This is a genomic window from Paraburkholderia terrae (assembly GCF_002902925.1).
Lineage (GTDB): Bacteria > Pseudomonadota > Gammaproteobacteria > Burkholderiales > Burkholderiaceae > Paraburkholderia > Paraburkholderia terrae.
In genome coordinates this window covers 3,313,628-3,335,094 of the sequence record NZ_CP026111.1, presented here as the reverse complement: position 1 = coordinate 3,335,094, position 21,467 = coordinate 3,313,628, and the positions used below count along the sequence as shown (strand labels likewise).

Here is a 21,467-nt window from a genome sequence, read left to right as displayed (position 1 = left end):
TCTTGTGAATGCTTCGGCCGGGGTCGCCATGTTGACGGCTTTCGTTCGATGGTAGCACTGGTGAAAACCCGCCGCCTATCGTCGGAAACACCACGATGCGCGACGGGACACGAACAAAATGTCATTCGTATGACCGCGCGCGAGCTTTTTCGTTTGCCGCTGTTACAGGGTGTAAAAGCTTGCAACGTGCGGAACTGGGCTTGAAATGTCGGTCTAAACTCCCCATCTGCATGAATCGCAACGTTCCGCATGCGGCGGAGCTTCGCTGTGCAGTCGAAAAAGGAGTACGCATGAACACGAAACACATCCAGACCTTCCTGATGGTCTCGGCAGCATTCTTCGCGATGAGCGCGCCGATGCGCCCCAATAGCGCCAATGCGCTCGCGAATGCCGTCACGCGCACCACGCAGGTCGCCGCGACAACGGTCGCCGTGAACCAGCGGCGCGAGTCCGACGACACGGAGCGGCGTGGCTGACGCGCTCTGGCGGGTGATCGGCTGATCATCCGCGGCGTATGAACAGATGAGAACCGGTTGAGGGAGAGAAAAGCCGGTTCTCAAAATGCAAAAGGCGAGGATCGTACGATTCCTCGCCTTTTCTTATTTGGCGCTAACTCTTTCGCAACGGGTCAGGTCTTGTCCTGCACGACACCGCGACGAATCTGATCCAGTTCGATCGATTCGAACAGCGCCTTGAAGTTACCCTCGCCGAAACCCTGGTTGCCCTTGCGCTGGATGATCTCGAAGAAGATCGGTCCGATCTGGTTCTCGGTGAAGATCTGCAGCAGCAGGTCTTCGCGCGCGCCGTCGATCAGAATCTTGCGCTTGCGCAGTTCGTCCAGCGGCTCGCCGTGATTCGGCACGCGGCGATCGACGAGTTCGTAGTACGTGTCGATCGTATCGAGCAGCGAAATGTTCGCGCCGCGCAGGCCGTCGACCGTCGCGTAAATGTCGTTCGTGCCGAGCGCGATATGCTGGATCCCTTCGCCGTGATACGCGTCGAGATATTCCTGGATCTGGCCCGCCGTTTCCGAACCTTCCTCGTTGATCGGAATGCGGATCTTGCCGCACGGCGACGTCATCGCCTTCGACTTGACGCCCGTCACCTTGCCTTCGATATCGAAGTAGCGCACTTCGCGGAAATTGAACAGTCGCTCGTAGAACTCGGCCCACTCCTGCATGCGTCCGCGATGGACGTTGTGCGTCAGGTGATCGATATAGGTGAGGCCGTGGCCGACGGGATTCGGGTTCGCGCCCGGAATCGGTTCAAAGTCGACGTCATAGATGTTGATGTCGCCGACGCTGTTAGGCGCCGCGCCGTTCTTGCCGCGCCAGCGGTCGACGAAATAGATCAGCGAATCGCCAATCCCCTTGATGGCCGGAATGTTCAGCTCCATCGGGCCCGTCTTGTTGTCGAAGCCCCAGGCGCCGAGTTCGAGCGCGCGCTGGTAGGCCTTTGCCGCGTCCTGCACGCGGAACGCGATCGCGCAGATCGACGGGCCGTGCAGACGCGCGAAGCGCTGCGCAAACGAATCGGGCTCGCCATTGACGATGAAGTTGATCTCGCCTTGACGGTACAGCGTCACGTTCTTGTGGCGATGCTTCGCGATGGCCGTGAAACCCATGCTCTCGAACAGCTTGCCGAGCGCGACGGGGTCCGGCGCGGTGTATTCGATGAACTCGAAGCCGTCGGTGCCGACGGGATTCTCCCAGGTAGAAACTTTCATGTCTGTCTCCTCGACTGTGTGCGGGGCGCATCGCGCGATCTGATGAAGAACAGTGTAGTTGCCGGCTTGGGAAGAAAACTTGCGAAGTTAATCGGCGAACACTACGCTTGCGCTATTTTCTGGCGCTTGATTCGTATTGGACGGCAGAACATGGCTCAAATTGAGATAGACGCGATCGACCGGCGCATTCTCGCGATTCTTCAGGAAAACGGGCGGCTGTCGAATCAGGAGATCGCCGAGCGGGTGAACCTGTCGCCGAGTCCGTGCTTGCGGCGCATCCGCAGGCTGGAGGAAATCGGCGTGATTCGCGGTTATGTCGCGCTGCTGGACTCGCAGATGCTCGGGCTCGATCTGCTCGCTTACGTCAATGTGCGGCTGGAGAAGCGCGGCGGCCCGGCGCTCAGCGCACGCGCGGACGGCACGCCGGGGCGTGCGGGCGCGACGCATTCGGAACTGTTCCGCGTGGCGGTACAGGGCTGGCCGGAAGTAGTCGCGTGCTACGCGATGACGGGCGACATGGACTATCTGCTGCGCGTGCAGGTGCGCGACATGGCGCACTTTTCGCGGTTCGTGCAGGACCAGTTGCTGCGGCATCCGTCGGTGATCGACGTGAAGTCGAGCTTTTCACTGGAGAAGTTCAAGGAGACGACCGCGCTGCCGCTTTGACAACGAGTGTGATGCGCAAAAGAAAAGGGCGGCTCGGTGAAGAGCCGCCCTTTGGCGATGTTTTTTGCCCTGAAGCTTACGCGGCGATCGCGGTCGGAATGAACGATTCGATCAGCTTCGACGTGTTGCGCGCCTGGCGCTTGAGCACATAGTCGAACACGGCGGCCTGTTCCTGCAGCATCTCAGAGATGATGCTGTTCTGATCCGCGGGCGAGAGCGTCAGATAGGCGTCCGCTTCACCGTACGCATATTCGATCTTCATGCCGGCCTTCTTGGCGATGTGCATCATCGTCGTGTTGCGCGACAGGCAGTGGATGTACAGCGTCGTGACGTGCGTGTTGCGGCTGCGGATGGCGGCGCGCTCGAAGAGCTTCGTGCCGATTCCCTGACCCCGCACGCTTTCCGACACCGACACGCCGAATTCAGCGGTACGCGTATCGCCTTCAGCCGGCAGATAGGCCAGATGGCCGACTCCGACCAGTTCCAGATGACGGTCGAACACGCCGAACACGGTGTCGCGGCTGAAATCCAGCATGCGAACGTAGTTTTCGATGACGTGATCAGGCGTGACCTGACCAAAGCGCAGCAGGCGATCGTCTTCGTCGAGTTCAAGGAAGTGAGCGAGCAGACGCTCGCGGTCTTTCTCGCTGAGTTCCCGGATCAGAACAGGCGCGCGGCCGGCGACGTTCAGCAAGCGATCGACAACGATCGGCTCGGCGGCGCGGACGGTTTGCAGATTCATGGTGGGTTCTCCTTTTAGCTATGCGGCATGATGCGCCGCAACAAGCATTCTAATGGAAAACCCGAAGTCTCACTGGGGAAAACCCTGAGTCAAGTCGAGGACAAGGTCTAAAATTGTGCGCGATGACTCTTATATTATTGATTTTCAAGGAAAATATATGAGGCGGTCGCGCGCCGTGGCTGCGTCGTCTTGTCACAACGACGGCACGGTAATTGCTGCGTGACGGCATCCATTCGAGGCCGGGTGCGTGGCGGCGCGGACCTCAGTGACCGCCAGCGCCATCATCCGATGCACGCACGGTCAGCCCATGATCCACCATCGCGACCACCTGTTCCGCGAATTCCCGATAGCCCATCGGGCCGCCCGGCTTCAGCCAGGTGAACGTCCAGTTGATCATCCCGAACACCATCATCGTGAGGGCGGTCTGGTTTTCGCGCGCCACGCTCTCGGGGTACGCGCGCGCCAGTTGCCGCGCGAACGCGGCGACCACGTCGCGCTGACGGTTCAGGATGATCTCGCGCTGCGCTTCGACCAGATATTTGACGTCGTTCAACAGCGCAACGTGCCGGCTGTGCGACGTCTCGTACTCGGAAAGGAACGCGCGGATCAGCTCGGCGAAGGTTTCGCGCTCGGTGAGTCCGCGCCGCTGGCTCGCGCCTTCGACCTCGGCGATGATCAGCATCAGTCGCTTCGTGTAGCGGTCGAGCAGGTCGAAGAGAATCGCTTCCTTGCTCTCGTAATAGTGATAAAGGCGCGCTTTCGACGTGCCGCTCGCCGCGGCCAGATCGGCCATCGACGTGCTGGGATAGCTCGTTTGAGCGAATTTTTCGGCGGCCAGATCGAGGATCTGGTCGCGCTGGCTTTCATGGTCTGGGGCTCGTGTACGGGCCATGATTATTCTGGTTGGTCTTATACGGGAGAAAGGGTTGTGCGCGTGACGTGCATTTCTAGCGAACGCCAGTGATCCGCGTCGCCGCGCAACTGCAACTGGCCAGCGGCCGCCAGCTCGCGCAGTCGCCACAGCACGAGGCTGTCGCTGACCAGCAAGCCGTTATCCGCCGCCATCACGCAAGCGGCAACGCGCCCGGCGGGCTGCCAGCCTTCGACGGCGTGTTCAAGGATCAGCGCGTCCAGTTCGGCGAACGTGCCAGTCGTAAAGGTATTGTCGTGCCAGCGGCGCAGCTCGGCGTCGACGACTTTCACTTCCTGCCATTCGAGCGCAAGCCTGCCGATGCGCAGCACCGAAATCGGCGCAACGCCGGGCAGGCGTTTTTGCAGCAGATCGGGCGCGAACATGCCGACGGAGGTCGCGCGATCGGGGCGGTGTAGCGGGGCGCTTGCATCGCCCGTCAGTTCGTCGATCGACAGACGCACTTCGTTGAGTCGCTGCGGCATCTCGCGCAGATGGAAGCACACGCGGCGCAGCGTCAGCTGATCGGCGGCGCTCTGGCCGTGCCACACGACCACATGGGTCGTACCGTCGACCACTGCTTTCAGCTCGTCCGCCTGCTGTTCTAGCTCGGCGAGAAAATCGCGCGCGGTGTCGCCGATGACGCCTCCCCAGAAGTCGGCGCGTACCTGCGGCGTGTCGTCGATGCCTTGCAACGGGCCGACTGCCAGATCGTCGCGCAGGGGCAGCACGATATCCGTGCGGCGCGCCTGGTCGAGCGCCTTGCGCAGAGAATCGGCGGCGACGTCGCCATTGGTGATATGGATCGTGCTCATGGTCATTGACGGGCGGTTCTCGCGCGCTTCGGGCGCAATGCGAAGCGCAGTTCGAGCACGCAGTTCGGTCAGGTAACGGAAAAGGCCGCCCGTCCGAGGAATGCGTTTCCCCTGACGAGCGGCCCCTAGTGTAAGCGGATCGCGTGTGTGCCGAAAGCGACGATGCGCACGTTCGGTGCATGGCGCACTGCGCCATGCGGGCATCAGCGTTCGTCGTAGCTGACCACGACCTTGTCGCTGACCGGATGGCACTGGCAGGTCAGCACGTAGCCGTCGCGGATTTCGTGCTCTTCCAGCGTGTAGTTCTTTTCCATCTTCACTTCGCCTTCGAGCACCTTCGCGCGGCACGTGCAGCAGACGCCGCCCTTGCACGCATACGGCAGCGCCAGTCCGGCGCGCAGGCCGACGTCGAGCACGCTCAAGCCCTGATACGGCAGCCGCAGCTTGCGCTTCTTGCCGTCGAGGACGATTTCGAGGTCGGCGGCCGGCGTGTCGTCGGTAATTTCCACGGTGGGCACACCGGCCTGCGGCAGCGGCGTGCCGAAACGCTCGACGTGTACCTTCGCCTGCGGCACGCCCGCTGTCTTCAGCGCGGCTTCGGCGGCGTCCATCATCGGCCCGGGGCCGCAGATGAAGGCTTCGTCGATCGAGTCCACAGGCACGAGCGTCTCGAGGAACGACTCGCACTTCGCCTGGTCGAGCACGCCGTTGAACAGCTCGACGTCCTGGATATCGTCGGATAGCACGTGATACAGCACGAAGCGGTTCATGAACCGGTTCTTCAGGTCTTCGAGCTCTTCGGCGAACATGATCTGATCGACGCTGCGGTTGCCGTAGATCAGCGTGAACGTGCTGCGCGGCTCGATTTCGAGCGTCGTCTTGATGATTGCCAGCACGGGCGTGATGCCCGAGCCACCCGAGAACGCGACGTACTGCTTGCCGTGATCGGCGTTCAGGTGCGTGAAGAAGCGGCCGTCGGGCGTCATCACTTCGAGCGTGTGACCGGGTTGCAGCGTATCGAACGCGAAGTTCGAGAAGCGGCCGCCGCGCACGCGCTTGATGCCGATGCGCAACTCGCCGTCGCGGTCGTAATCGGTGACGCCGACACAGATCGAATACGAACGGCGTGTTTCCTCGCCGTCGATATGCGTCTTCAGCGTGACGAACTGGCCCTGCGTGAAGCGATACTGCTCGCGCAGTTCGGCGGGGACTTCGAAGGCGACGGAGACCGCATCGGCGGTTTCGGGCCGCACTTCCCGGATGCGCAGCGGATGAAATTGCGGGGTAGCCATATCAGTACGGTTTGAAATAGTCGAAGGGTTCGCGGCAGTCGACGCAGCGGTACAGCGCCTTGCAGGCTGTCGAGCCAAATTGCGCGAGGCGTTCGGTGTGCTTCGAGCCGCAACGCGGGCAGGCAGGCGCGGGCAGCGAGCGCGGGACGAAGCGGATCACTTTCTCTTTCGATCCAGCGTTCGCGGTGGGCTCGCCGCTGCCGCAGTTGCCCGTTGGCGGCGCGATGCCGTAGGCGCGCAGCTTGTCGCGGGCGTCGTCGGTGATCCAGTCGGTGGTCCAGGCGGGCGCGAGCACGGTTGCCACGCGATACGGCGTGAAACCCGCCGCGTCGAGCGCATGACCGATGTCTTCCGCGATCTGCGACATCGCCGGGCAACCCGAGTAAGTCGGCGTGATGACGACTTCGAGCGCGCCATCGGAGGCGTGGCGCACGTCACGCAAAATGCCCAGTTCGCGAATCGACACGACAGGGATTTCCGGGTCGGGCACGGCTTCGAGAACCGCCCACGCCTGGGCGAGCGCGTGATCCGGTGCAACGGCGGCTGTTTGAGCGGTCGACATCATCGTGGGTTTCACCTGTTGGATCGACGGATTACCAGCTTGCGCCCGGATGCTGGCGCGCGAGGCTTTGCATTTCGGCAAGCAGGAAGCCCATGTGCTCCGAATGCTCGCCGTGCTTGCCCGTCGTGATGTGCTTGACGGGCTCGGGAAGTTTCAGTGTCGCTTCGTCGAGCGCGGCGTGCAGGTCTTCGAGCCACACAGCTTCAATTTCGGACGTCTTCGGGCCGACGCCGGCAGCGGCGATCGCGTCTTCTGTCGCGTCGGCGCTAAAAAATTCGCGCGTGTACGGCATCAGATAGTCGAGCGCAGCTTGTGCGCGGGCATGGGATTCGTCCGTGCCGTCGCCGAAACGCACGAGCCACTCGTGTGAGTGATGCACGTGATACTGCGTTTCTTTGATCGACTTGGCAGCGATGGCGGCCAGCTGTTCGTCCGACGAACCCGTCAACGCCGACCACACGTGCAGCATCAGCGTCGAGTACAGGAAGTTGCGAACGATCGTGACCGCGTAGTCCTTGTCAGCGCGCGCCGTGCCCGCAAGCGGCCCGACATGCGGCAGCTCGGCAAGCGTGTAGTTCGCGAACTCGCGCTCGGCGCGGAAGAACGCGTAGTCGTCTTCCGTGCGGCTCTGGCCGGTCAGCGTCTTTTCCAGATCGGCGGCGTGCGTATACAGCAGGCGCGCCTGGCCGACCAGGTCGAGGCTCATGTTCGACAGCGCGATGTCTTCTTCGAGAATCGGGCCGTGGCCGCACCATTCCGCGTTGCGCTGACCGAGGATCAGCGCAGTGTCGGCGAGGCGCAGCACGTAGGCGAGGTGTTGGGGTGTGATATCCATGACTCGCGCTTACATGTGGTTGACTTCGTCGGGCAGCTGATAGAACGTCGGATGGCGATAGATCTTGTCCGCCGCCGGTTCGAACAGTTCTGCCTTGTCGTCAGGCGCCGATGCCGTAATCGCCGACGACGGCACCACCCAGATGCTCACGCCTTCCTGCCGGCGCGTGTAGACGTCGCGCGCCATGCGCAGCGCCATCGACGCGTCCGACGCGTGCAGGCTGCCGCAATGCTTGTGGTCGAGTCCCTGCTTGCTGCGCACGAAGACTTCCCAGATCGGCCATTCCTTGTTCATTGCTATCTCCTTCCAGTCCTTCCAGATTCGGGGCGCCACTCAGGCGGCGTGTTGCTGCGCGCGCTGGCGCTGTTTTTCGGCATGGGCAAGGGCGGCTTCGCGGACCCAGGCGCCGTCGTTGTGCGCCTTCACGCGCGTGGCGAGGCGTTCCTTGTTGCACGGGCCGTCGCCGTTGACGACGCGCCAGAACTCATCCCAGTCGAGGTCGCTGTAATCGTAGTGGGCGCGTTCTTCGTTCCACTTCAGATTCGGGTCCGGCAGCGTGACGCCTAGCACCTTCGCCTGCTCGACGGTCGCGTCGACGAATTTCTGACGCAGGTCGTCGTTCGTGATGCGCTTGATGCCCCACTTGGCCGACTGGTTGCTGTGGACGGAATCCTTGTCGCTCGGGCCGAACATCATCAGCACCGGATACCACCAGCGGTTCACGGCCTGCTGGACCAGCTCGCGCTGCGCGTCGGTGCCTTTCATCATCGCGAGCAACGCGTCGAAGCCCTGGCGTTGGTGGAACGACTCTTCCTTGCAGATGCGGATCATTGCGCGCGCATACGGACCGTACGTGCAGCGGCACAGCGGAATCTGGTTCATGATCGCCGCGCCGTCGACCAGCCAGCCGATCACGCCGACGTCCGCCCAGGTCGGCGTCGGGTAATTGAAGATGCTCGAGTACTTCGCCTTGCCGGAGTGCAGCCCGTCGATCATCTGGTCGCGCGTGACGCCGAGCGTTTCGGCCGCGCTATACAGATAGAGGCCGTGGCCGCCTTCGTCCTGCACCTTGGCGAGCAGGATCGCCTTGCGCTTCAGGCTCGGCGCGCGCGTGATCCAATTCCCTTCCGGCAGCATGCCGACGATTTCCGAGTGCGCGTGCTGTGAGATTTGACGGACCAGCGTCTTGCGGTACGCGTCGGGCATCCAGTCTTGCGGCTCGATCTTGCCGTCGGCGGCCATGACTGCGTCGAAACGGGCCTGCTCGGGCGAACTGGCGGCCGCGTCGAGCGGGGCGACATTGCCGGGGATGTCGAGGGATTGCGTGTACATATGAACGCTCTCGTCATGAGTAAGTGTGTGTTCGGCAGTATAAACCAACCGTCCGGTCGGTTAATAAATTTTTCGAGATAGACCGGTAGGGGTTTGCACTATGCAATCATGCACAATGAGCGGCTCGTGTTCTCAACCATTCTTCACCAATCAGTCGCAATGACCACTCGTTCTCTTGCCGTCGTGTGTGGCGCGGTTCTGTCCTCCTTCCTGCTGGCGTCGGCTCCCGTTTCCGCTGCCGATAACTCGCCTTGGGTCACCACCTGGGCGACGGCGCTCCAGCCGATACCGCAAATATCCAATCCGCCGCCGTTGTACCGGGCGCCTGACGTCGCGGGGCGGACGCTTCGGCAGATTGTGTATCCGACGCTTTCGGGCGAGGTCGCACGCATCCATATAAGTAATGCGTATGGGAAAGCGCCGCTTGTGATCGAAGAGCTGCGGATCGCGCGGTCCGGTGCCGGCGCGGGCGTTCAGATTGGGACGGAGGCGCGGGTGACTTTCGGCGGAAAGCCGGCCGTTAGCGTGCCGCCCGGCGGAGAAATCGATAGCGATCCCGTCCGTGTCGCGATTTCAGCCGGAATGCCGTACGCGGTCAGCAGCTTTATGGGGCGCGAGCAAAAATTGATCGCGTGGCATCGCGTGTCGAGCCAGGTCAACTATCTGTCGATGCCGGGCAACCATGCCGGCGACGCCTCCACCGACGCTTACCGGCAACGGATCACCCAGTTCGCGTGGGTGACGGGCGTGCAGGTCAAGGCGCCTGCTTCGTCGACGGTCGCGGCGATTGGCGATTCAATTACGGATGGGATGCGCTCGAGCCTGAATGAGAACCGACGCTGGCCGGATGCGCTGGCGCGAAGGGTGGCGCAGAGCGGGGACAAGTCGGTGGCGGTCGTCAATCTGGGGATCAGTGGAAACCGGCTGTTGACGGATTCGAGCTGCTACGGGGACGCGCTCGCGTCGCGCTTCGGGAGGGACGTGCTGGCTCAGCCGGGCGTGAAGACGGTGATTCTGCTGATCGGCATCAATGACATCAACTTCGCAGCGATGCCGGCGCATGGCGGGCTGGATTGCGATGCTCCGCATACGCAGGTGACGGCGGATGGCCTGGTCGCGGGCTACAAGCGTGTGATTGCGGCGGCGCATGCTCGCGGGGTGCGGATTTTCGGCGCAACGCTGACGCCGGCGGCGCTGCCGCCGCAGCGCGAGGCGATTCGCGCGGAGGTGAATCAATGGATCCGGACGAGCCGCGCGTTCGATGGGGTCGTGGATTTCGACGCAGCGCTGCGCGATCCTGCCGATCCGACGCGCCTGCGACGCTCGTTCGACAGTGGAGACCAGATCCATCCCAGCGACGCAGGCTATTCGGCGATGGCGGACGCGATCCCGCTGCAGCCGGTGGTTGGCGGTTTGAAGTGACCCTTGAAAAAACTTTGCGTCACACCCTTGTCACGGGGCGCGGGATGGCCTAAGATTCGCGTCCTCGTTGAGCAGCAGGCAGTTGGGTGCGACGCAACGGGGCCGCGGCAGAAACGGCGCGGTCGTGAAGTCAGCAGGGTTTTTCAGGCGATGCTAAAAAAACCGGTTGACGAAACGAAAAAGGTTCTTCATAATCTCGTTTCTCTGCTGCTGACGCAGCAACGTGGTGAAAGCAAGGCGCTTCCCGCGGATGTTCTTTAACAATCAACAGCCGATAAGTGTGGGTGCTCGATGGCGGCGCGCGGTGATCTTCGGGTCGCCGAATAGCGAAAGTAATCGAGTCTCACACAGAAGTAATTGAGGAAGGTTTGAGCAATCAGATCTTTCGTCAGTGATTTTGAGTGAGCGACCGGTTGGTAAAACAACCGAAAAACAGTAACAGGTTTGAACTGAAGAGTTTGATCCTGGCTCAGATTGAACGCTGGCGGCATGCCTTACACATGCAAGTCGAACGGCAGCGCGGGGGCAACCCTGGCGGCGAGTGGCGAACGGGTGAGTAATACATCGGAACGTGTCCTGGAGTGGGGGATAGCCCGGCGAAAGCCGGATTAATACCGCATACGATCTTGGGATGAAAGCGGGGGACCGAAAGGCCTCGCGCTCAAGGGGCGGCCGATGGCAGATTAGCTAGTTGGTGGGGTAAAGGCCTACCAAGGCGACGATCTGTAGCTGGTCTGAGAGGACGACCAGCCACACTGGGACTGAGACACGGCCCAGACTCCTACGGGAGGCAGCAGTGGGGAATTTTGGACAATGGGGGCAACCCTGATCCAGCAATGCCGCGTGTGTGAAGAAGGCCTTCGGGTTGTAAAGCACTTTTGTCCGGAAAGAAAACCTCCGTCCTAATACGGTGGGGGGATGACGGTACCGGAAGAATAAGCACCGGCTAACTACGTGCCAGCAGCCGCGGTAATACGTAGGGTGCAAGCGTTAATCGGAATTACTGGGCGTAAAGCGTGCGCAGGCGGTTCGCTAAGACCGATGTGAAATCCCCGGGCTTAACCTGGGAACTGCATTGGTGACTGGCGGGCTAGAGTATGGCAGAGGGGGGTAGAATTCCACGTGTAGCAGTGAAATGCGTAGAGATGTGGAGGAATACCGATGGCGAAGGCAGCCCCCTGGGCCAATACTGACGCTCATGCACGAAAGCGTGGGGAGCAAACAGGATTAGATACCCTGGTAGTCCACGCCCTAAACGATGTCAACTAGTTGTCGGGTCTTCATTGACTTGGTAACGAAGCTAACGCGTGAAGTTGACCGCCTGGGGAGTACGGTCGCAAGATTAAAACTCAAAGGAATTGACGGGGACCCGCACAAGCGGTGGATGATGTGGATTAATTCGATGCAACGCGAAAAACCTTACCTACCCTTGACATGTACGGAACCTTGCTGAGAGGTGAGGGTGCCCGAAAGGGAGCCGTAACACAGGTGCTGCATGGCTGTCGTCAGCTCGTGTCGTGAGATGTTGGGTTAAGTCCCGCAACGAGCGCAACCCTTGTCCCTAGTTGCTACGCAAGAGCACTCTAGGGAGACTGCCGGTGACAAACCGGAGGAAGGTGGGGATGACGTCAAGTCCTCATGGCCCTTATGGGTAGGGCTTCACACGTCATACAATGGTCGGAACAGAGGGTTGCCAAGCCGCGAGGTGGAGCCAATCCCAGAAAACCGATCGTAGTCCGGATCGCAGTCTGCAACTCGACTGCGTGAAGCTGGAATCGCTAGTAATCGCGGATCAGCATGCCGCGGTGAATACGTTCCCGGGTCTTGTACACACCGCCCGTCACACCATGGGAGTGGGTTTTACCAGAAGTGGCTAGTCTAACCGCAAGGAGGACGGTCACCACGGTAGGATTCATGACTGGGGTGAAGTCGTAACAAGGTAGCCGTATCGGAAGGTGCGGCTGGATCACCTCCTTTCCAGAGCTTCGCGCTTCAAAGTTGAGCGCTCACACTTGTCGGCTGTTAATTGAAGACAGGCTCAGGGGTCTGTAGCTCAGTCGGTTAGAGCACCGTCTTGATAAGGCGGGGGTCGATGGTTCGAATCCATCCAGACCCACCAGCGTCTTGTCTGCGGTGGCTGATCGCAAACCCCCCCTGTGTACTGTGTGACTGGGGGATTAGCTCAGCTGGGAGAGCACCTGCTTTGCAAGCAGGGGGTCGTCGGTTCGATCCCGTCATCCTCCACCAATCCTCAATGCCTAGCGTTCAGTGCGAACTGAGTTCTATGCATTGGCGATTGAGCCAGTCAGTGAAGATATGCGGTTATAGCAATCGCGATATCGGCTGTCGTTCTTTAACAATCAGGAAGAAGTAGTAAAGAGATTCACGAAAGCATACTTAGAGATGGGTGTGCGAGTAGGTGAGTCAGGGTTGTGATTGTATCAATGTATTTTTTGAGTTCATCGAAAGACGAACCTGGAATACGGCACAACGCGAATACTCAACCTGTAGCGGATGTACTCGAAAGAGACACACCCGTTATAGGGTCAAGCGAACAAGTGCATGTGGTGGATGCCTTGGCGATCACAGGCGATGAAGGACGCGGTAGCCTGCGAAAAGCGGTGGGGAGCTGGCAAACGAGCTTTGATCCACCGATATCCGAATGGGGAAACCCGGCCCGTATGGGTCATCCATGGCTGAATACATAGGCCATGTGAAGCGAACGCGGTGAACTGAAACATCTAAGTAACCGCAGGAACAGAAATCAACCGAGATTCCCAAAGTAGTGGCGAGCGAAATGGGACCAGCCTGTACTCTTTATCTTTGTTGTTAGCCAAACGCTCTGGAAAGTGCGGCCATAGTGGGTGATAGCCCCGTAGGCGAAAACAGCGAGGAAGAACTAGGTGTACGACAAGTAGGGCGGGACACGTGAAATCCTGTCTGAAGATGGGGGGACCATCCTCCAAGGCTAAATACTCGTGATCGACCGATAGTGAACCAGTACCGTGAGGGAAAGGCGAAAAGAACCCCGGGAGGGGAGTGAAACAGATCCTGAAACCGCATGCATACAAACAGTCGGAGCCTCGCAAGGGGTGACGGCGTACCTTTTGTATAATGGGTCAGCGACTTACATTCAGTGGCGAGCTTAACCGATTAGGGCAGGCGTAGCGAAAGCGAGTCCGAACAGGGCGATTCAGTCGCTGGGTGTAGACCCGAAACCAGGTGATCTATCCATGGCCAGGATGAAGGTGCGGTAACACGTACTGGAGGTCCGAACCCACTAACGTTGAAAAGTTAGGGGATGAGCTGTGGATAGGGGTGAAAGGCTAAACAAACCTGGAAATAGCTGGTTCTCTCCGAAAACTATTTAGGTAGTGCCTCGTGTATCACCTTCGGGGGTAGAGCACTGTCATGGTTGAAGGGTCCATTGCGGATTACTTCGCCATAGCAAACTCCGAATACCGAAGAGTGCAATCACGGGAGACAGACATCGGGTGCTAACGTCCGGTGTCAAGAGGGAAACAACCCAGACCGCCAGCTAAGGTCCCCAAATATGACTAAGTGGGAAACGAAGTGGGAAGGCTAAAACAGTCAGGAGGTTGGCTTAGAAGCAGCCATCCTTTAAAGAAAGCGTAATAGCTCACTGATCGAGTCGTCCTGCGCGGAAGATGTAACGGGGCTAAGTCATATACCGAAGCTGCGGATGCACATTTATGTGCATGGTAGGAGAGCGTTCCGTAAGCCTGCGAAGGTGCGTTGAAAAGCGTGCTGGAGGTATCGGAAGTGCGAATGCTGACATGAGTAGCGATAAAGGGGGTGAAAGGCCCCCTCGCCGTAAGCCCAAGGTTTCCTACGCAACGTTCATCGGCGTAGGGTGAGTCGGCCCCTAAGGCGAGGCAGAAATGCGTAGCTGATGGGAAGCAGGTCAATATTCCTGCACCAGTGTGAAATGCGATGGGGGGACGGATCGCGGAAGGTTGTCCGGGTGTTGGAAGTCCCGGTCGCTGCGTTGGAGAAGGTGCTCTGGCAAATCCGGGCACGGAATTCAAGGGCGTGGCGCGAGCTCCTTCGGGAGCGAAGCAATCGGAAGGGGTTCCAGGAAAAGCCTCTAAGCTTCAGTTTCACATTGACCGTACCGCAAACCGACACAGGTGGGCGAGATGAGTATTCTAAGGCGCTTGAGAGAACTCGGGAGAAGGAACTCGGCAAATTGGTACCGTAACTTCGGGATAAGGTACGCCCCTGTAGCTTGATGCCCCTGCGGGCAAAGGGTGAAGGGGTTGCAATAAACTGGTGGCTGCGACTGTTTAATAAAAACACAGCACTCTGCAAACACGAAAGTGGACGTATAGGGTGTGACGCCTGCCCGGTGCCGGAAGATTAAATGATGGGGTGCAAGCTCTTGATTGAAGTCCCGGTAAACGGCGGCCGTAACTATAACGGTCCTAAGGTAGCGAAATTCCTTGTCGGGTAAGTTCCGACCTGCACGAATGGCGTAACGATGGCCACACTGTCTCCTCCCGAGACTCAGCGAAGTTGAAGTGTTTGTGATGATGCAATCTCCCCGCGGCTAGACGGAAAGACCCCATGAACCTTTACTGTAGCTTTGCATTGGACTTTGAACCGATCTGTGTAGGATAGGTGGGAGGCTATGAAGCGTGAACGCCAGTTTGCGTGGAGCCGTCCTTGAAATACCACCCTGGTTTGTTTGAGGTTCTAACCTTGGCCCGTGATCCGGGTCGGGGACAGTGCATGGTGGGCAGTTTGACTGGGGCGGTCTCCTCCCAAAGTGTAACGGAGGAGTACGAAGGTACGCTAGGTACGGTCGGAAATCGTGCTGATAGTGCAATGGCATAAGCGTGCTTAACTGCGAGACCGACAAGTCGAGCAGGTGCGAAAGCAGGTCATAGTGATCCGGTGGTTCTGTATGGAAGGGCCATCGCTCAACGGATAAAAGGTACTCTGGGGATAACAGGCTGATACCGCCCAAGAGTTCATATCGACGGCGGTGTTTGGCACCTCGATGTCGGCTCATCTCATCCTGGGGCTGTAGCCGGTCCCAAGGGTATGGCTGTTCGCCATTTAAAGAGGTACGTGAGCTGGGTTTAAAACGTCGTGAGACAGTTTGGTCCCTATCTGCCGTGGGCGCTGGATATTTGAAGGGGGCTGCTCCTAGTACGAGAGGACCGGAGTGGACGAACCTCTGGTGTACCGGTTGTCACGCCAGTGGCATCGCCGGGTAGCTATGTTCGGAAGAGATAACCGCTGAAAGCATCTAAGCGGGAAACTCGCCTTGAGATGAGATATCCCCGGGGCTTCGAGCCCCTTGAAGGGTCGTTCAAGACCAGGACGTTGATAGGTCAGGTGTGGAAGCGCAGTAATGCGTTAAGCTAACTGATACTAATTGCCCGTAAGGCTTGATCCTATAACAGGTGTGTCTCGTGTCGATGATCGTTAGTGCTTCAGCACTTACGGGCATCCCACTCCCGAAGGGAGTACGGACACGCACACGGTTGAGTGATCAGTGTTGTGCCAGAAACAACACAACCCAACACCCTCTTTACACCATACTTCTTCCAGATTGGCTGTGGCGCACCACAAATGCGACGCAGCAACCCGTCATGCCTGATGACCATAGCGAGTCGGTACCACCCCTTCCCATCCCGAACAGGACCGTGAAACGACTCCACGCCGATGATAGTGCGGATTGCCCGTGTGAAAGTAGGTAATCGTCAGGCTCCTTATCCAAACCAAGACCCCGCCCTCAAAAGCGGGGTCTTGGCGTTTGCTCTCTACTATAAGTGAGAGCCTATGGGTTTTGAGCGATCAAGAGACACTTGACAAGATGTAATCGCTCCCCCATAATCATCAGTTCTCTGCGGAGGGGTGCCCGAGTGGCTAAAGGGGGCAGACTGTAAATCTGTTGGCTTACGCCTACGTTGGTTCGAATCCAACCTCCTCCACCAGATATCAAAGTGCTGTAACGCAGTTGTCGGGAATCGATAGGTCCTTGCGGGTGTAGCTCAATGGTAGAGCAGAAGCCTTCCAAGCTTACGACGAGGGTTCGATTCCCTTCACCCGCTCCAGCTAGCAAAGTAGATGTAGCGCCCATGTGGCTCAGTGGTAGAGCACTCCCTTGGTAAGGGAGAGGTCGGCAGTTCGATCCTGCCCATGGGCACCAGCTAGTACCAAGTGATTGCTTGCGCCCGGCGCAACGTACGGAAAAATCCTCTTAGGAGTCGAAAATGGCCAAAGGTAAGTTTGAGCGGACCAAGCCGCACGTGAACGTCGGCACGATCGGTCACGTTGACCACGGCAAGACCACGCTGACGGCAGCGATCACGACGGTGCTGACGGCAAAGTTCGGCGGCGAAGCAAAGGCGTATGACCAGATCGACGCAGCGCCGGAAGAAAAGGCGCGCGGCATCACGATCAACACGGCACACGTCGAGTACGAAACGGCTAACCGCCACTACGCACACGTCGACTGCCCGGGCCACGCTGACTATGTGAAGAACATGATCACGGGCGCAGCGCAGATGGACGGCGCGATTCTGGTGTGCTCGGCCGCTGACGGCCCGATGCCGCAAACGCGTGAGCACATCCTGCTGGCGCGTCAGGTCGGTGTGCCGTACATCATCGTGTTCCTGAACAAGTGCGACATGGTCGACGACGCCGAGTTGCTCGAGCTGGTCGAAATGGAAGTGCGCGAGCTCCTGTCGAAGTACGACTTCCCGGGCGACGACACGCCGATCATCAAGGGTTCGGCGAAGCTGGCGCTCGAAGGCGACAAGGGCGAGCTGGGCGAAGTGGCGATCATGAACCTGGCCGACGCACTGGACACGTACATCCCGACGCCGGAGCGCGCGGTTGACGGCGCGTTCCTGATGCCGGTGGAAGACGTGTTCTCGATCTCGGGTCGTGGCACGGTGGTGACGGGTCGCGTTGAACGCGGCATCGTCAAGGTCGGCGAGGAAATCGAAATCGTCGGTATCAAGCCGACGGTGAAGACGACCTGCACGGGCGTGGAAATGTTCCGCAAGCTGCTCGACCAGGGTCAGGCAGGCGACAACGTTGGTATCCTGCTGCGCGGCACGAAGCGTGAAGACGTGGAGCGTGGCCAGGTGCTGGCCAAGCCGGGTTCGATCACGCCGCACACGCACTTCACGGCTGAAGTGTACGTGCTGAGCAAGGACGAAGGCGGCCGTCACACGCCGTTCTTCAACAACTACCGTCCGCAGTTCTACTTCCGTACGACGGACGTGACGGGCTCGATCGAGCTGCCGAAGGACAAGGAAATGGTGATGCCGGGCGACAACGTGTCGATCACGGTGAAGCTGATCGCTCCGATCGCGATGGAAGAAGGTCTGCGCTTCGCAATCCGTGAAGGTGGCCGTACCGTCGGCGCAGGTGTCGTTGCCAAGATCATCGAGTAAGCCAGCTAGTTCTCGTTGATCGGTTGTTTCGGGGTTGGCGATGCCGCCGACCCCAATGGTTTAGGGGTATAGCTCAACTGGCAGAGCGTCGGTCTCCAAAACCGAAGGTTGGGGGTTCGATTCCCTCTGCCCCTGCCAACTCTCGCGTCGTATGTGGCGCTCGTTAAGGTGTTATGGCGAATCCTTCCGTCGAAACTGTTAATACTTCCAGCGACAAGCTGATGCTCGTCGCCGGCGTATTGTTGGTCTTGGCCGGGTTCGTGGGGTTCTTCTGGCTGAATGGCCAAGAGTGGTACGTCCGCGGAGCAGCTCTGGCTGTCGGACTGATCGCAGGCGTCGCAGTCGGTCTTCTCTCAGCGCCCGGCAAAGGTTTTATCGCGTTCGCCAAAGATTCGTACAAAGAAGTCCGCAAGGTTGTCTGGCCGACCCGCAAGGAAGCAAGTCAAACGACTCTGGTGGTTTTCGGGTTTGTACTGATCATGGCAGTGTTCCTCTGGATTTGTGATAAATCCATCGAGTGGACAATTTTCTCGGCGATTCTGGGTTGGAAATGATATGAGTGATATTCCGGCATCCCCGAGCGGAAAACGTTGGTACGTGGTGCACGCCTACTCCGGTATGGAGAAGAGCGTGCAACGTGCGCTTCAGGAGCGCATTGAACGTGCTGGCATGCAAGACAAGTTTGGCCAGATTCTCGTCCCGACGGAAGAAGTCGTCGAGGTGAAGGGTGGCCACAAGTCGGTGACTGAACGCCGTTTCTTTCCGGGCTATGTGCTCGTGGAAATGGAGATGACAGACGAGACGTGGCACCTCGTGAAAAACACGGCAAAGGTGACCGGTTTCGTGGGCGGCGCGCGCAATCGTCCCAGCCCGATTTCCCCGCGGGAAGTCGAGAAGATCATGTCGCAGATGCAGGAAGGCGTCGAAAAGCCGCGCCCGAAAACCCTGTTCGAAGTGGGCGAGATGGTTCGCGTAAAAGATGGTCCATTTACCGACTTCAACGGCAGCGTTGAGGAAGTGAACTACGAAAAGTCGCGTGTCCGTGTATCTGTGACGATTTTCGGTCGCGCGACGCCGGTCGAATTGGAATTCGGCCAGGTCGAAAAGCTTTAAGCAAGGTTTCGCGGATCGCGCCGGACGGTGCGGTCCGTCTTTCGCGCTTACGGTCCGCGTAATGGCCGTTGAGGAGCGTCGGTAGTCGAAGCTTGGCGAAGGCGCGTTACTACTCACCGAACGCACTCGCGTTCTAAAGAGGTTTTTCAACATGGCAAAGAAAATCATCGGCTTTATCAAGCTGCAGATTCCTGCAGGTAAAGCCAATCCGTCGCCGCCGGTTGGTCCGGCACTGGGTCAGCGCGGCCTGAACATCATGGAGTTCTGCAAGGCGTTCAACGCGCAGACTCAAGCGATGGAGCCGGGTCTGCCGATTCCGGTCGTCATCACCGCGTTCGCAGACAAGAGCTTTACGTTCGTTCTGAAGACGCCGCCGGCTACGGTCCTGATCAAGAAGGCTGCGAAGCTCGACAAGGGTTCGAGCAAGCCGCACACCGACAAGGTCGGCAAGATCACGCGCGCTCAAGCTGAAGAAATCGCCAAGACCAAGATGCCGGATCTTACGGCAGCTGATCTGGACGCAGCGGTTCGTACGATCGCTGGTAGCGCCCGCTCGATGGGCATCACCGTGGAGGGCGTGTAAATGGCTAAGCTTTCGAAGCGTCTGCAAGCATTTGCAAACAAGGTTGATCGTCAAAAGCTGTACGCGATCGACGAGGCCCTGTCGCTCGTGAAGGAATGCGCAAGCGCGAAGTTCGACGAATCGATCGACGTCGCAGTGCAACTCGGCATCGACGCGAAGAAGTCGGACCAGGTTGTTCGTGGTTCGGTCGTTCTGCCGGCTGGTACCGGTAAATCGGTTCGTGTCGCTGTGTTCGCACAGGGTGAAAAGGCCGAGCAGGCTCGTGCGGCTGGCGCTGAAATCGTCGGTATGGAAGACCTGGCTGAGCAAGTCAAGGCCGGTAACCTGAATTTCGACATCGTGATCGCGTCGCCGGACACAATGCGTGTCGTCGGTACGCTGGGTCAGATCCTCGGCCCGCGCGGCCTGATGCCGAATCCGAAGGTCGGCACGGTCACGCCGGACGTCGCGACGGCAGTCAAGAACGCGAAGGCTGGTCAGGTTCAGTTCCGTGTCGACAAGGCCGGTATCATCCACGCAACCATCGGTCGTGCATCGTTCGAGCCGACGGCTCTGCGTTCGAACCTGAGCGCTTTGGTCGAAGCTCTGCAAAAGGCGAAGCCGGCAACGAGCAAGGGCGTGTACCTGCGTAAGATCGCACTGTCGAGCACCATGGGTGTCGGCGTGCGCGTCGACCAGGCGACGCTCGCAGCACAGTAAAATTTTAGCCGCCTCGGTCGGAAGGCCGGGCGGATATAAGGGCTTTGGGCGGTCGCGAGATTGCAGTTTGAATCAAGCGGCCGGTTGTCAAAGACCGTTGGTGGAAGTGCAGCAGTTGGGTGCTTCCTTAATTCAAGCCAACGCAGATGGCGAACCCGAAAAAGTTTTGAAGTGATGAAACCGTTCGATTCCCGCAGCCATGTGGATCTCGAGCGGTCGAAGTACTCCTGACTGGTCGGACGCCGTTGTTGAACGCGATGTACAAGGCATGTGCCAAGTGCATCGAATCTGGAGGTTAACCGTGCCACTTAACAAAGAAAGTAAGCAGGCCGTCGTAGCTGAGGTTTCCGCGCAAGTCGCGAAAGCTCAGACGGTGGTTCTGGCTGAGTATCGTGGGATCACGGTTGGCGATCTGACCAAGCTGCGCGCGAAAGCGCGCGAGCAACAGGTGTATCTGCGCGTGTTGAAGAACACGCTGGCGCGTCGCGCTGTCGAAGGTACCCCGTTTGCTCCGCTGGCTGAGCAGATGACTGGTCCGCTGATCTACGGCATCTCGGAAGATGCAATTGCTGCTGCGAAGGTCGTTAATGACTTCAGCAAGAGCAATGACAAGTTGGTCATCAAGGCCGGTTCCTACGAAGGCAAGGTGATGGACAAGGCGGGCGTGCAAGCGCTGGCCAACATCCCGAGCCGCGAGGAACTGCTCTCCAAGCTGTTGTTCGTTATGCAAGCTCCTGTTTCTGGCTTCGCGCGTGCTCTGGCCGCGCTGGCAGAAAAGAAGGAAAGCGAAGCTGCGTAAGCAGTGCATCGACGCACTTCAGTTGAGCGTAATTGATCGCTGGCTGTATCCGAATTCAATTTAGGAGTATTTCAAATGGCAATCGCAAAAGAAGACATCCTCGAAGCCGTAGGCTCGATGTCGGTTCTGGAACTGAACGAACTGGTCAAGGCGTTCGAAGAGAAGTTTGGCGTGTCGGCAGCTGCTGTCGCAGTGGCAGGCCCGGCAGGCGGCGGCGCTGCAGCCGCTGTTGAAGAGCAAACGGAATTCACGGTCAACCTGACGGAAGTTGGCGCGAACAAGGTTTCCGTTATTAAGGCAGTTCGTGAACTGACGGGCCTGGGCCTGAAGGAAGCGAAGGACCTGGTCGACGGTGCACCGAAGCCTGTTAAGGAAGCGGTACCGAAGGCTGCTGCTGAAGAAGCCAAGAAGAAGCTGGAAGAAGCCGGCGCGAAGGCTGAAATCAAGTAAGTTTCGGCGCGCTGTGCGAAGGCTGGCGGTTTTCCACCGCCGGCCTTTTTGTGCTTTGTGGGAACGACGTTTTTGCTCTCAAGTT

General features: G+C 59.0%; 19 protein-coding genes, 6 tRNA genes and 3 rRNA genes. 19 read left to right on the top strand and 9 right to left on the bottom strand.

The window, feature by feature from the left end; translation table 11 throughout:
- The first annotated feature begins 290 nt into the window (after nt 1–290).
- Entirely contained in the window at nt 291–476 is a 186-nt protein-coding gene (locus C2L65_RS14870) for a hypothetical protein (RefSeq protein ID WP_042314133.1), read from the top strand.
- A 152-nt stretch (nt 477–628) separates the two neighbouring features.
- On the opposite strand, the gene hppD is transcribed toward C2L65_RS14870, so the two are convergent.
- Nucleotides 629–1,726, bottom strand: a complete 1,098-nt coding sequence (gene hppD, locus C2L65_RS14865) for a 4-hydroxyphenylpyruvate dioxygenase (RefSeq protein WP_042314135.1) — start codon at nt 1,724–1,726, stop codon at nt 629–631.
- Nucleotides 1,727–1,876: 150 nt separating this feature from the next.
- Here hppD and C2L65_RS14860 point away from each other — a divergent pair, with 150 nt between their 5' ends.
- Nucleotides 1,877–2,392 (top strand): Lrp/AsnC family transcriptional regulator, encoded by a 516-nt coding sequence (locus C2L65_RS14860; RefSeq protein WP_042314137.1) that lies wholly within the window; start codon nt 1,877–1,879, stop codon nt 2,390–2,392.
- Nucleotides 2,393–2,468: 76 nt separating this feature from the next.
- Here C2L65_RS14860 and C2L65_RS14855 read toward each other — a convergent pair whose 3' ends face one another.
- From C2L65_RS14855 to paaA, 8 genes are all read right to left on the bottom strand, one after another.
- Nucleotides 2,469–3,134 (bottom strand): GNAT family N-acetyltransferase, encoded by a 666-nt coding sequence (locus C2L65_RS14855; protein ID WP_042314139.1) that lies wholly within the window; start codon nt 3,132–3,134, stop codon nt 2,469–2,471.
- A gap of 262 nt (nt 3,135–3,396) precedes the next feature.
- Complete coding sequence (locus C2L65_RS14850; protein ID WP_042314141.1) at nt 3,397–4,026, bottom strand: TetR/AcrR family transcriptional regulator; 630 nt, start codon at nt 4,024–4,026, stop codon at nt 3,397–3,399.
- Nucleotides 4,027–4,043: 17 nt separating this feature from the next.
- The gene (locus tag C2L65_RS14845; protein ID WP_174485093.1) at nt 4,044–4,859 is read right to left on the bottom strand and encodes a DUF1835 domain-containing protein; all 816 of its coding nucleotides are present in this window, start codon (nt 4,857–4,859) and stop codon (nt 4,044–4,046) included.
- Nucleotides 4,860–5,062: 203 nt separating this feature from the next.
- On the bottom strand, nt 5,063–6,151 hold the full coding sequence (gene paaE, locus C2L65_RS14840) for a 1,2-phenylacetyl-CoA epoxidase subunit PaaE (RefSeq protein ID WP_042314144.1): 1,089 nt from the start codon (nt 6,149–6,151) through the stop codon (nt 5,063–5,065).
- 1 nt (nt 6,152) lies between these two features.
- Nucleotides 6,153–6,716: a 1,2-phenylacetyl-CoA epoxidase subunit PaaD gene (paaD, locus tag C2L65_RS14835; RefSeq protein ID WP_042314146.1), complete on the bottom strand. Its 564-nt coding sequence runs from the start codon at nt 6,714–6,716 to the stop codon at nt 6,153–6,155.
- Nucleotides 6,717–6,744: 28 nt separating this feature from the next.
- The gene (gene paaC, locus C2L65_RS14830) at nt 6,745–7,548 is read right to left on the bottom strand and encodes a 1,2-phenylacetyl-CoA epoxidase subunit PaaC (RefSeq protein ID WP_042314148.1); all 804 of its coding nucleotides are present in this window, start codon (nt 7,546–7,548) and stop codon (nt 6,745–6,747) included.
- A 9-nt stretch (nt 7,549–7,557) separates the two neighbouring features.
- Nucleotides 7,558–7,842: a 1,2-phenylacetyl-CoA epoxidase subunit PaaB gene (gene paaB, locus C2L65_RS14825; protein WP_007733491.1), complete on the bottom strand. Its 285-nt coding sequence runs from the start codon at nt 7,840–7,842 to the stop codon at nt 7,558–7,560.
- Nucleotides 7,843–7,881: 39 nt separating this feature from the next.
- Nucleotides 7,882–8,880 carry a 1,2-phenylacetyl-CoA epoxidase subunit PaaA gene (paaA, locus tag C2L65_RS14820; protein WP_042314150.1) on the bottom strand — a complete coding sequence of 333 codons (999 nt, stop codon included), beginning with the start codon at nt 8,878–8,880 and terminating at the stop codon, nt 7,882–7,884.
- Between the two features lie 159 nt (nt 8,881–9,039).
- Between paaA and C2L65_RS14815 the strand changes: the two genes are divergently transcribed.
- The 17 genes from C2L65_RS14815 (at nt 9,040) to rplL (ending at nt 21,382) form a co-directional block, all read left to right on the top strand.
- Nucleotides 9,040–10,302: an SGNH/GDSL hydrolase family protein gene (locus C2L65_RS14815; RefSeq protein ID WP_042314152.1), complete on the top strand. Its 1,263-nt coding sequence runs from the start codon at nt 9,040–9,042 to the stop codon at nt 10,300–10,302.
- A gap of 446 nt (nt 10,303–10,748) precedes the next feature.
- Nucleotides 10,749–12,279: ribosomal RNA gene (locus tag C2L65_RS14810) — 16S ribosomal RNA — on the top strand.
- A gap of 65 nt (nt 12,280–12,344) precedes the next feature.
- Nucleotides 12,345–12,421 (top strand) — tRNA-Ile (locus tag C2L65_RS14805).
- A 52-nt stretch (nt 12,422–12,473) separates the two neighbouring features.
- Nucleotides 12,474–12,549 (top strand) — tRNA-Ala (locus tag C2L65_RS14800).
- Between the two features lie 297 nt (nt 12,550–12,846).
- Nucleotides 12,847–15,727 (top strand): 23S ribosomal RNA (locus C2L65_RS14795).
- Nucleotides 15,728–15,926: 199 nt separating this feature from the next.
- A 5S ribosomal RNA gene (rrf, locus tag C2L65_RS14790) occupies nt 15,927–16,040 on the top strand.
- The 16S, 23S and 5S rRNA genes sit together here with 5 tRNA genes alongside, the layout of an rRNA operon.
- 142 nt (nt 16,041–16,182) lie before the next feature.
- Nucleotides 16,183–16,268, top strand: a tRNA-Tyr gene (locus C2L65_RS14785).
- A gap of 46 nt (nt 16,269–16,314) precedes the next feature.
- Nucleotides 16,315–16,388 (top strand) — tRNA-Gly (locus C2L65_RS14780).
- A gap of 20 nt (nt 16,389–16,408) precedes the next feature.
- Nucleotides 16,409–16,483, top strand: a tRNA-Thr gene (locus tag C2L65_RS14775).
- Between the two features lie 64 nt (nt 16,484–16,547).
- Nucleotides 16,548–17,738, top strand: a complete 1,191-nt coding sequence (gene tuf, locus C2L65_RS14770; RefSeq protein WP_028371383.1) for an elongation factor Tu — start codon at nt 16,548–16,550, stop codon at nt 17,736–17,738.
- A 62-nt stretch (nt 17,739–17,800) separates the two neighbouring features.
- Nucleotides 17,801–17,876 (top strand) — tRNA-Trp (locus C2L65_RS14765).
- A 35-nt stretch (nt 17,877–17,911) separates the two neighbouring features.
- On the top strand, nt 17,912–18,292 hold the full coding sequence (gene secE / locus C2L65_RS14760; protein ID WP_007578365.1) for a preprotein translocase subunit SecE: 381 nt from the start codon (nt 17,912–17,914) through the stop codon (nt 18,290–18,292).
- A gap of 1 nt (nt 18,293) precedes the next feature.
- Nucleotides 18,294–18,851: a transcription termination/antitermination protein NusG gene (nusG, locus tag C2L65_RS14755; RefSeq protein ID WP_007578364.1), complete on the top strand. Its 558-nt coding sequence runs from the start codon at nt 18,294–18,296 to the stop codon at nt 18,849–18,851.
- A 151-nt stretch (nt 18,852–19,002) separates the two neighbouring features.
- Nucleotides 19,003–19,434 carry a 50S ribosomal protein L11 gene (gene rplK, locus C2L65_RS14750; RefSeq protein WP_007578363.1) on the top strand — a complete coding sequence of 144 codons (432 nt, stop codon included), beginning with the start codon at nt 19,003–19,005 and terminating at the stop codon, nt 19,432–19,434.
- Nucleotides 19,435–20,133, top strand: coding sequence for a 50S ribosomal protein L1 (gene rplA, locus C2L65_RS14745; protein ID WP_042316281.1), 699 nt, complete (start codon nt 19,435–19,437; stop codon nt 20,131–20,133). It abuts the gene before it with no gap.
- A gap of 268 nt (nt 20,134–20,401) precedes the next feature.
- Nucleotides 20,402–20,932 (top strand): 50S ribosomal protein L10, encoded by a 531-nt coding sequence (gene rplJ, locus C2L65_RS14740; RefSeq protein WP_174485118.1) that lies wholly within the window; start codon nt 20,402–20,404, stop codon nt 20,930–20,932.
- A 75-nt stretch (nt 20,933–21,007) separates the two neighbouring features.
- Entirely contained in the window at nt 21,008–21,382 is a 375-nt protein-coding gene (gene rplL / locus C2L65_RS14735; RefSeq protein WP_035935559.1) for a 50S ribosomal protein L7/L12, read from the top strand.
- Nucleotides 21,383–21,467: the final 85 nt, after the last annotated feature.

Bases quoted from the DNA above. Each gene is read 5' to 3' on its own strand.
- C2L65_RS14870 (WP_042314133.1), top strand. From the start codon at position 291: ATGAACACGAAACACATCCAGACCTTCCTGATGGTCTCGGCAGCATTC.
- hppD (WP_042314135.1), bottom strand. From the start codon at position 1,726: ATGAAAGTTTCTACCTGGGAGAATCCCGTCGGCACCGACGGCTTCGAG.
- C2L65_RS14860 (WP_042314137.1), top strand. From the start codon at position 1,877: ATGGCTCAAATTGAGATAGACGCGATCGACCGGCGCATTCTCGCGATT.
- C2L65_RS14855 (WP_042314139.1), bottom strand. From the start codon at position 3,134: ATGAATCTGCAAACCGTCCGCGCCGCCGAGCCGATCGTTGTCGATCGC.
- C2L65_RS14850 (WP_042314141.1), bottom strand. From the start codon at position 4,026: ATGGCCCGTACACGAGCCCCAGACCATGAAAGCCAGCGCGACCAGATC.
- C2L65_RS14845 (WP_174485093.1), bottom strand. From the start codon at position 4,859: ATGAGCACGATCCATATCACCAATGGCGACGTCGCCGCCGATTCTCTG.
- paaE (WP_042314144.1), bottom strand. From the start codon at position 6,151: ATGGCTACCCCGCAATTTCATCCGCTGCGCATCCGGGAAGTGCGGCCC.
- paaD (WP_042314146.1), bottom strand. From the start codon at position 6,716: ATGATGTCGACCGCTCAAACAGCCGCCGTTGCACCGGATCACGCGCTC.
- paaC (WP_042314148.1), bottom strand. From the start codon at position 7,548: ATGGATATCACACCCCAACACCTCGCCTACGTGCTGCGCCTCGCCGAC.
- paaB (WP_007733491.1), bottom strand. From the start codon at position 7,842: ATGAACAAGGAATGGCCGATCTGGGAAGTCTTCGTGCGCAGCAAGCAG.
- paaA (WP_042314150.1), bottom strand. From the start codon at position 8,880: ATGTACACGCAATCCCTCGACATCCCCGGCAATGTCGCCCCGCTCGAC.
- C2L65_RS14815 (WP_042314152.1), top strand. From the start codon at position 9,040: ATGACCACTCGTTCTCTTGCCGTCGTGTGTGGCGCGGTTCTGTCCTCC.
- tuf (WP_028371383.1), top strand. From the start codon at position 16,548: ATGGCCAAAGGTAAGTTTGAGCGGACCAAGCCGCACGTGAACGTCGGC.
- secE (WP_007578365.1), top strand. From the start codon at position 17,912: ATGGCGAATCCTTCCGTCGAAACTGTTAATACTTCCAGCGACAAGCTG.
- nusG (WP_007578364.1), top strand. From the start codon at position 18,294: ATGAGTGATATTCCGGCATCCCCGAGCGGAAAACGTTGGTACGTGGTG.
- rplK (WP_007578363.1), top strand. From the start codon at position 19,003: ATGGCAAAGAAAATCATCGGCTTTATCAAGCTGCAGATTCCTGCAGGT.
- rplA (WP_042316281.1), top strand. From the start codon at position 19,435: ATGGCTAAGCTTTCGAAGCGTCTGCAAGCATTTGCAAACAAGGTTGAT.
- rplJ (WP_174485118.1), top strand. From the start codon at position 20,402: ATGTGCCAAGTGCATCGAATCTGGAGGTTAACCGTGCCACTTAACAAA.
- rplL (WP_035935559.1), top strand. From the start codon at position 21,008: ATGGCAATCGCAAAAGAAGACATCCTCGAAGCCGTAGGCTCGATGTCG.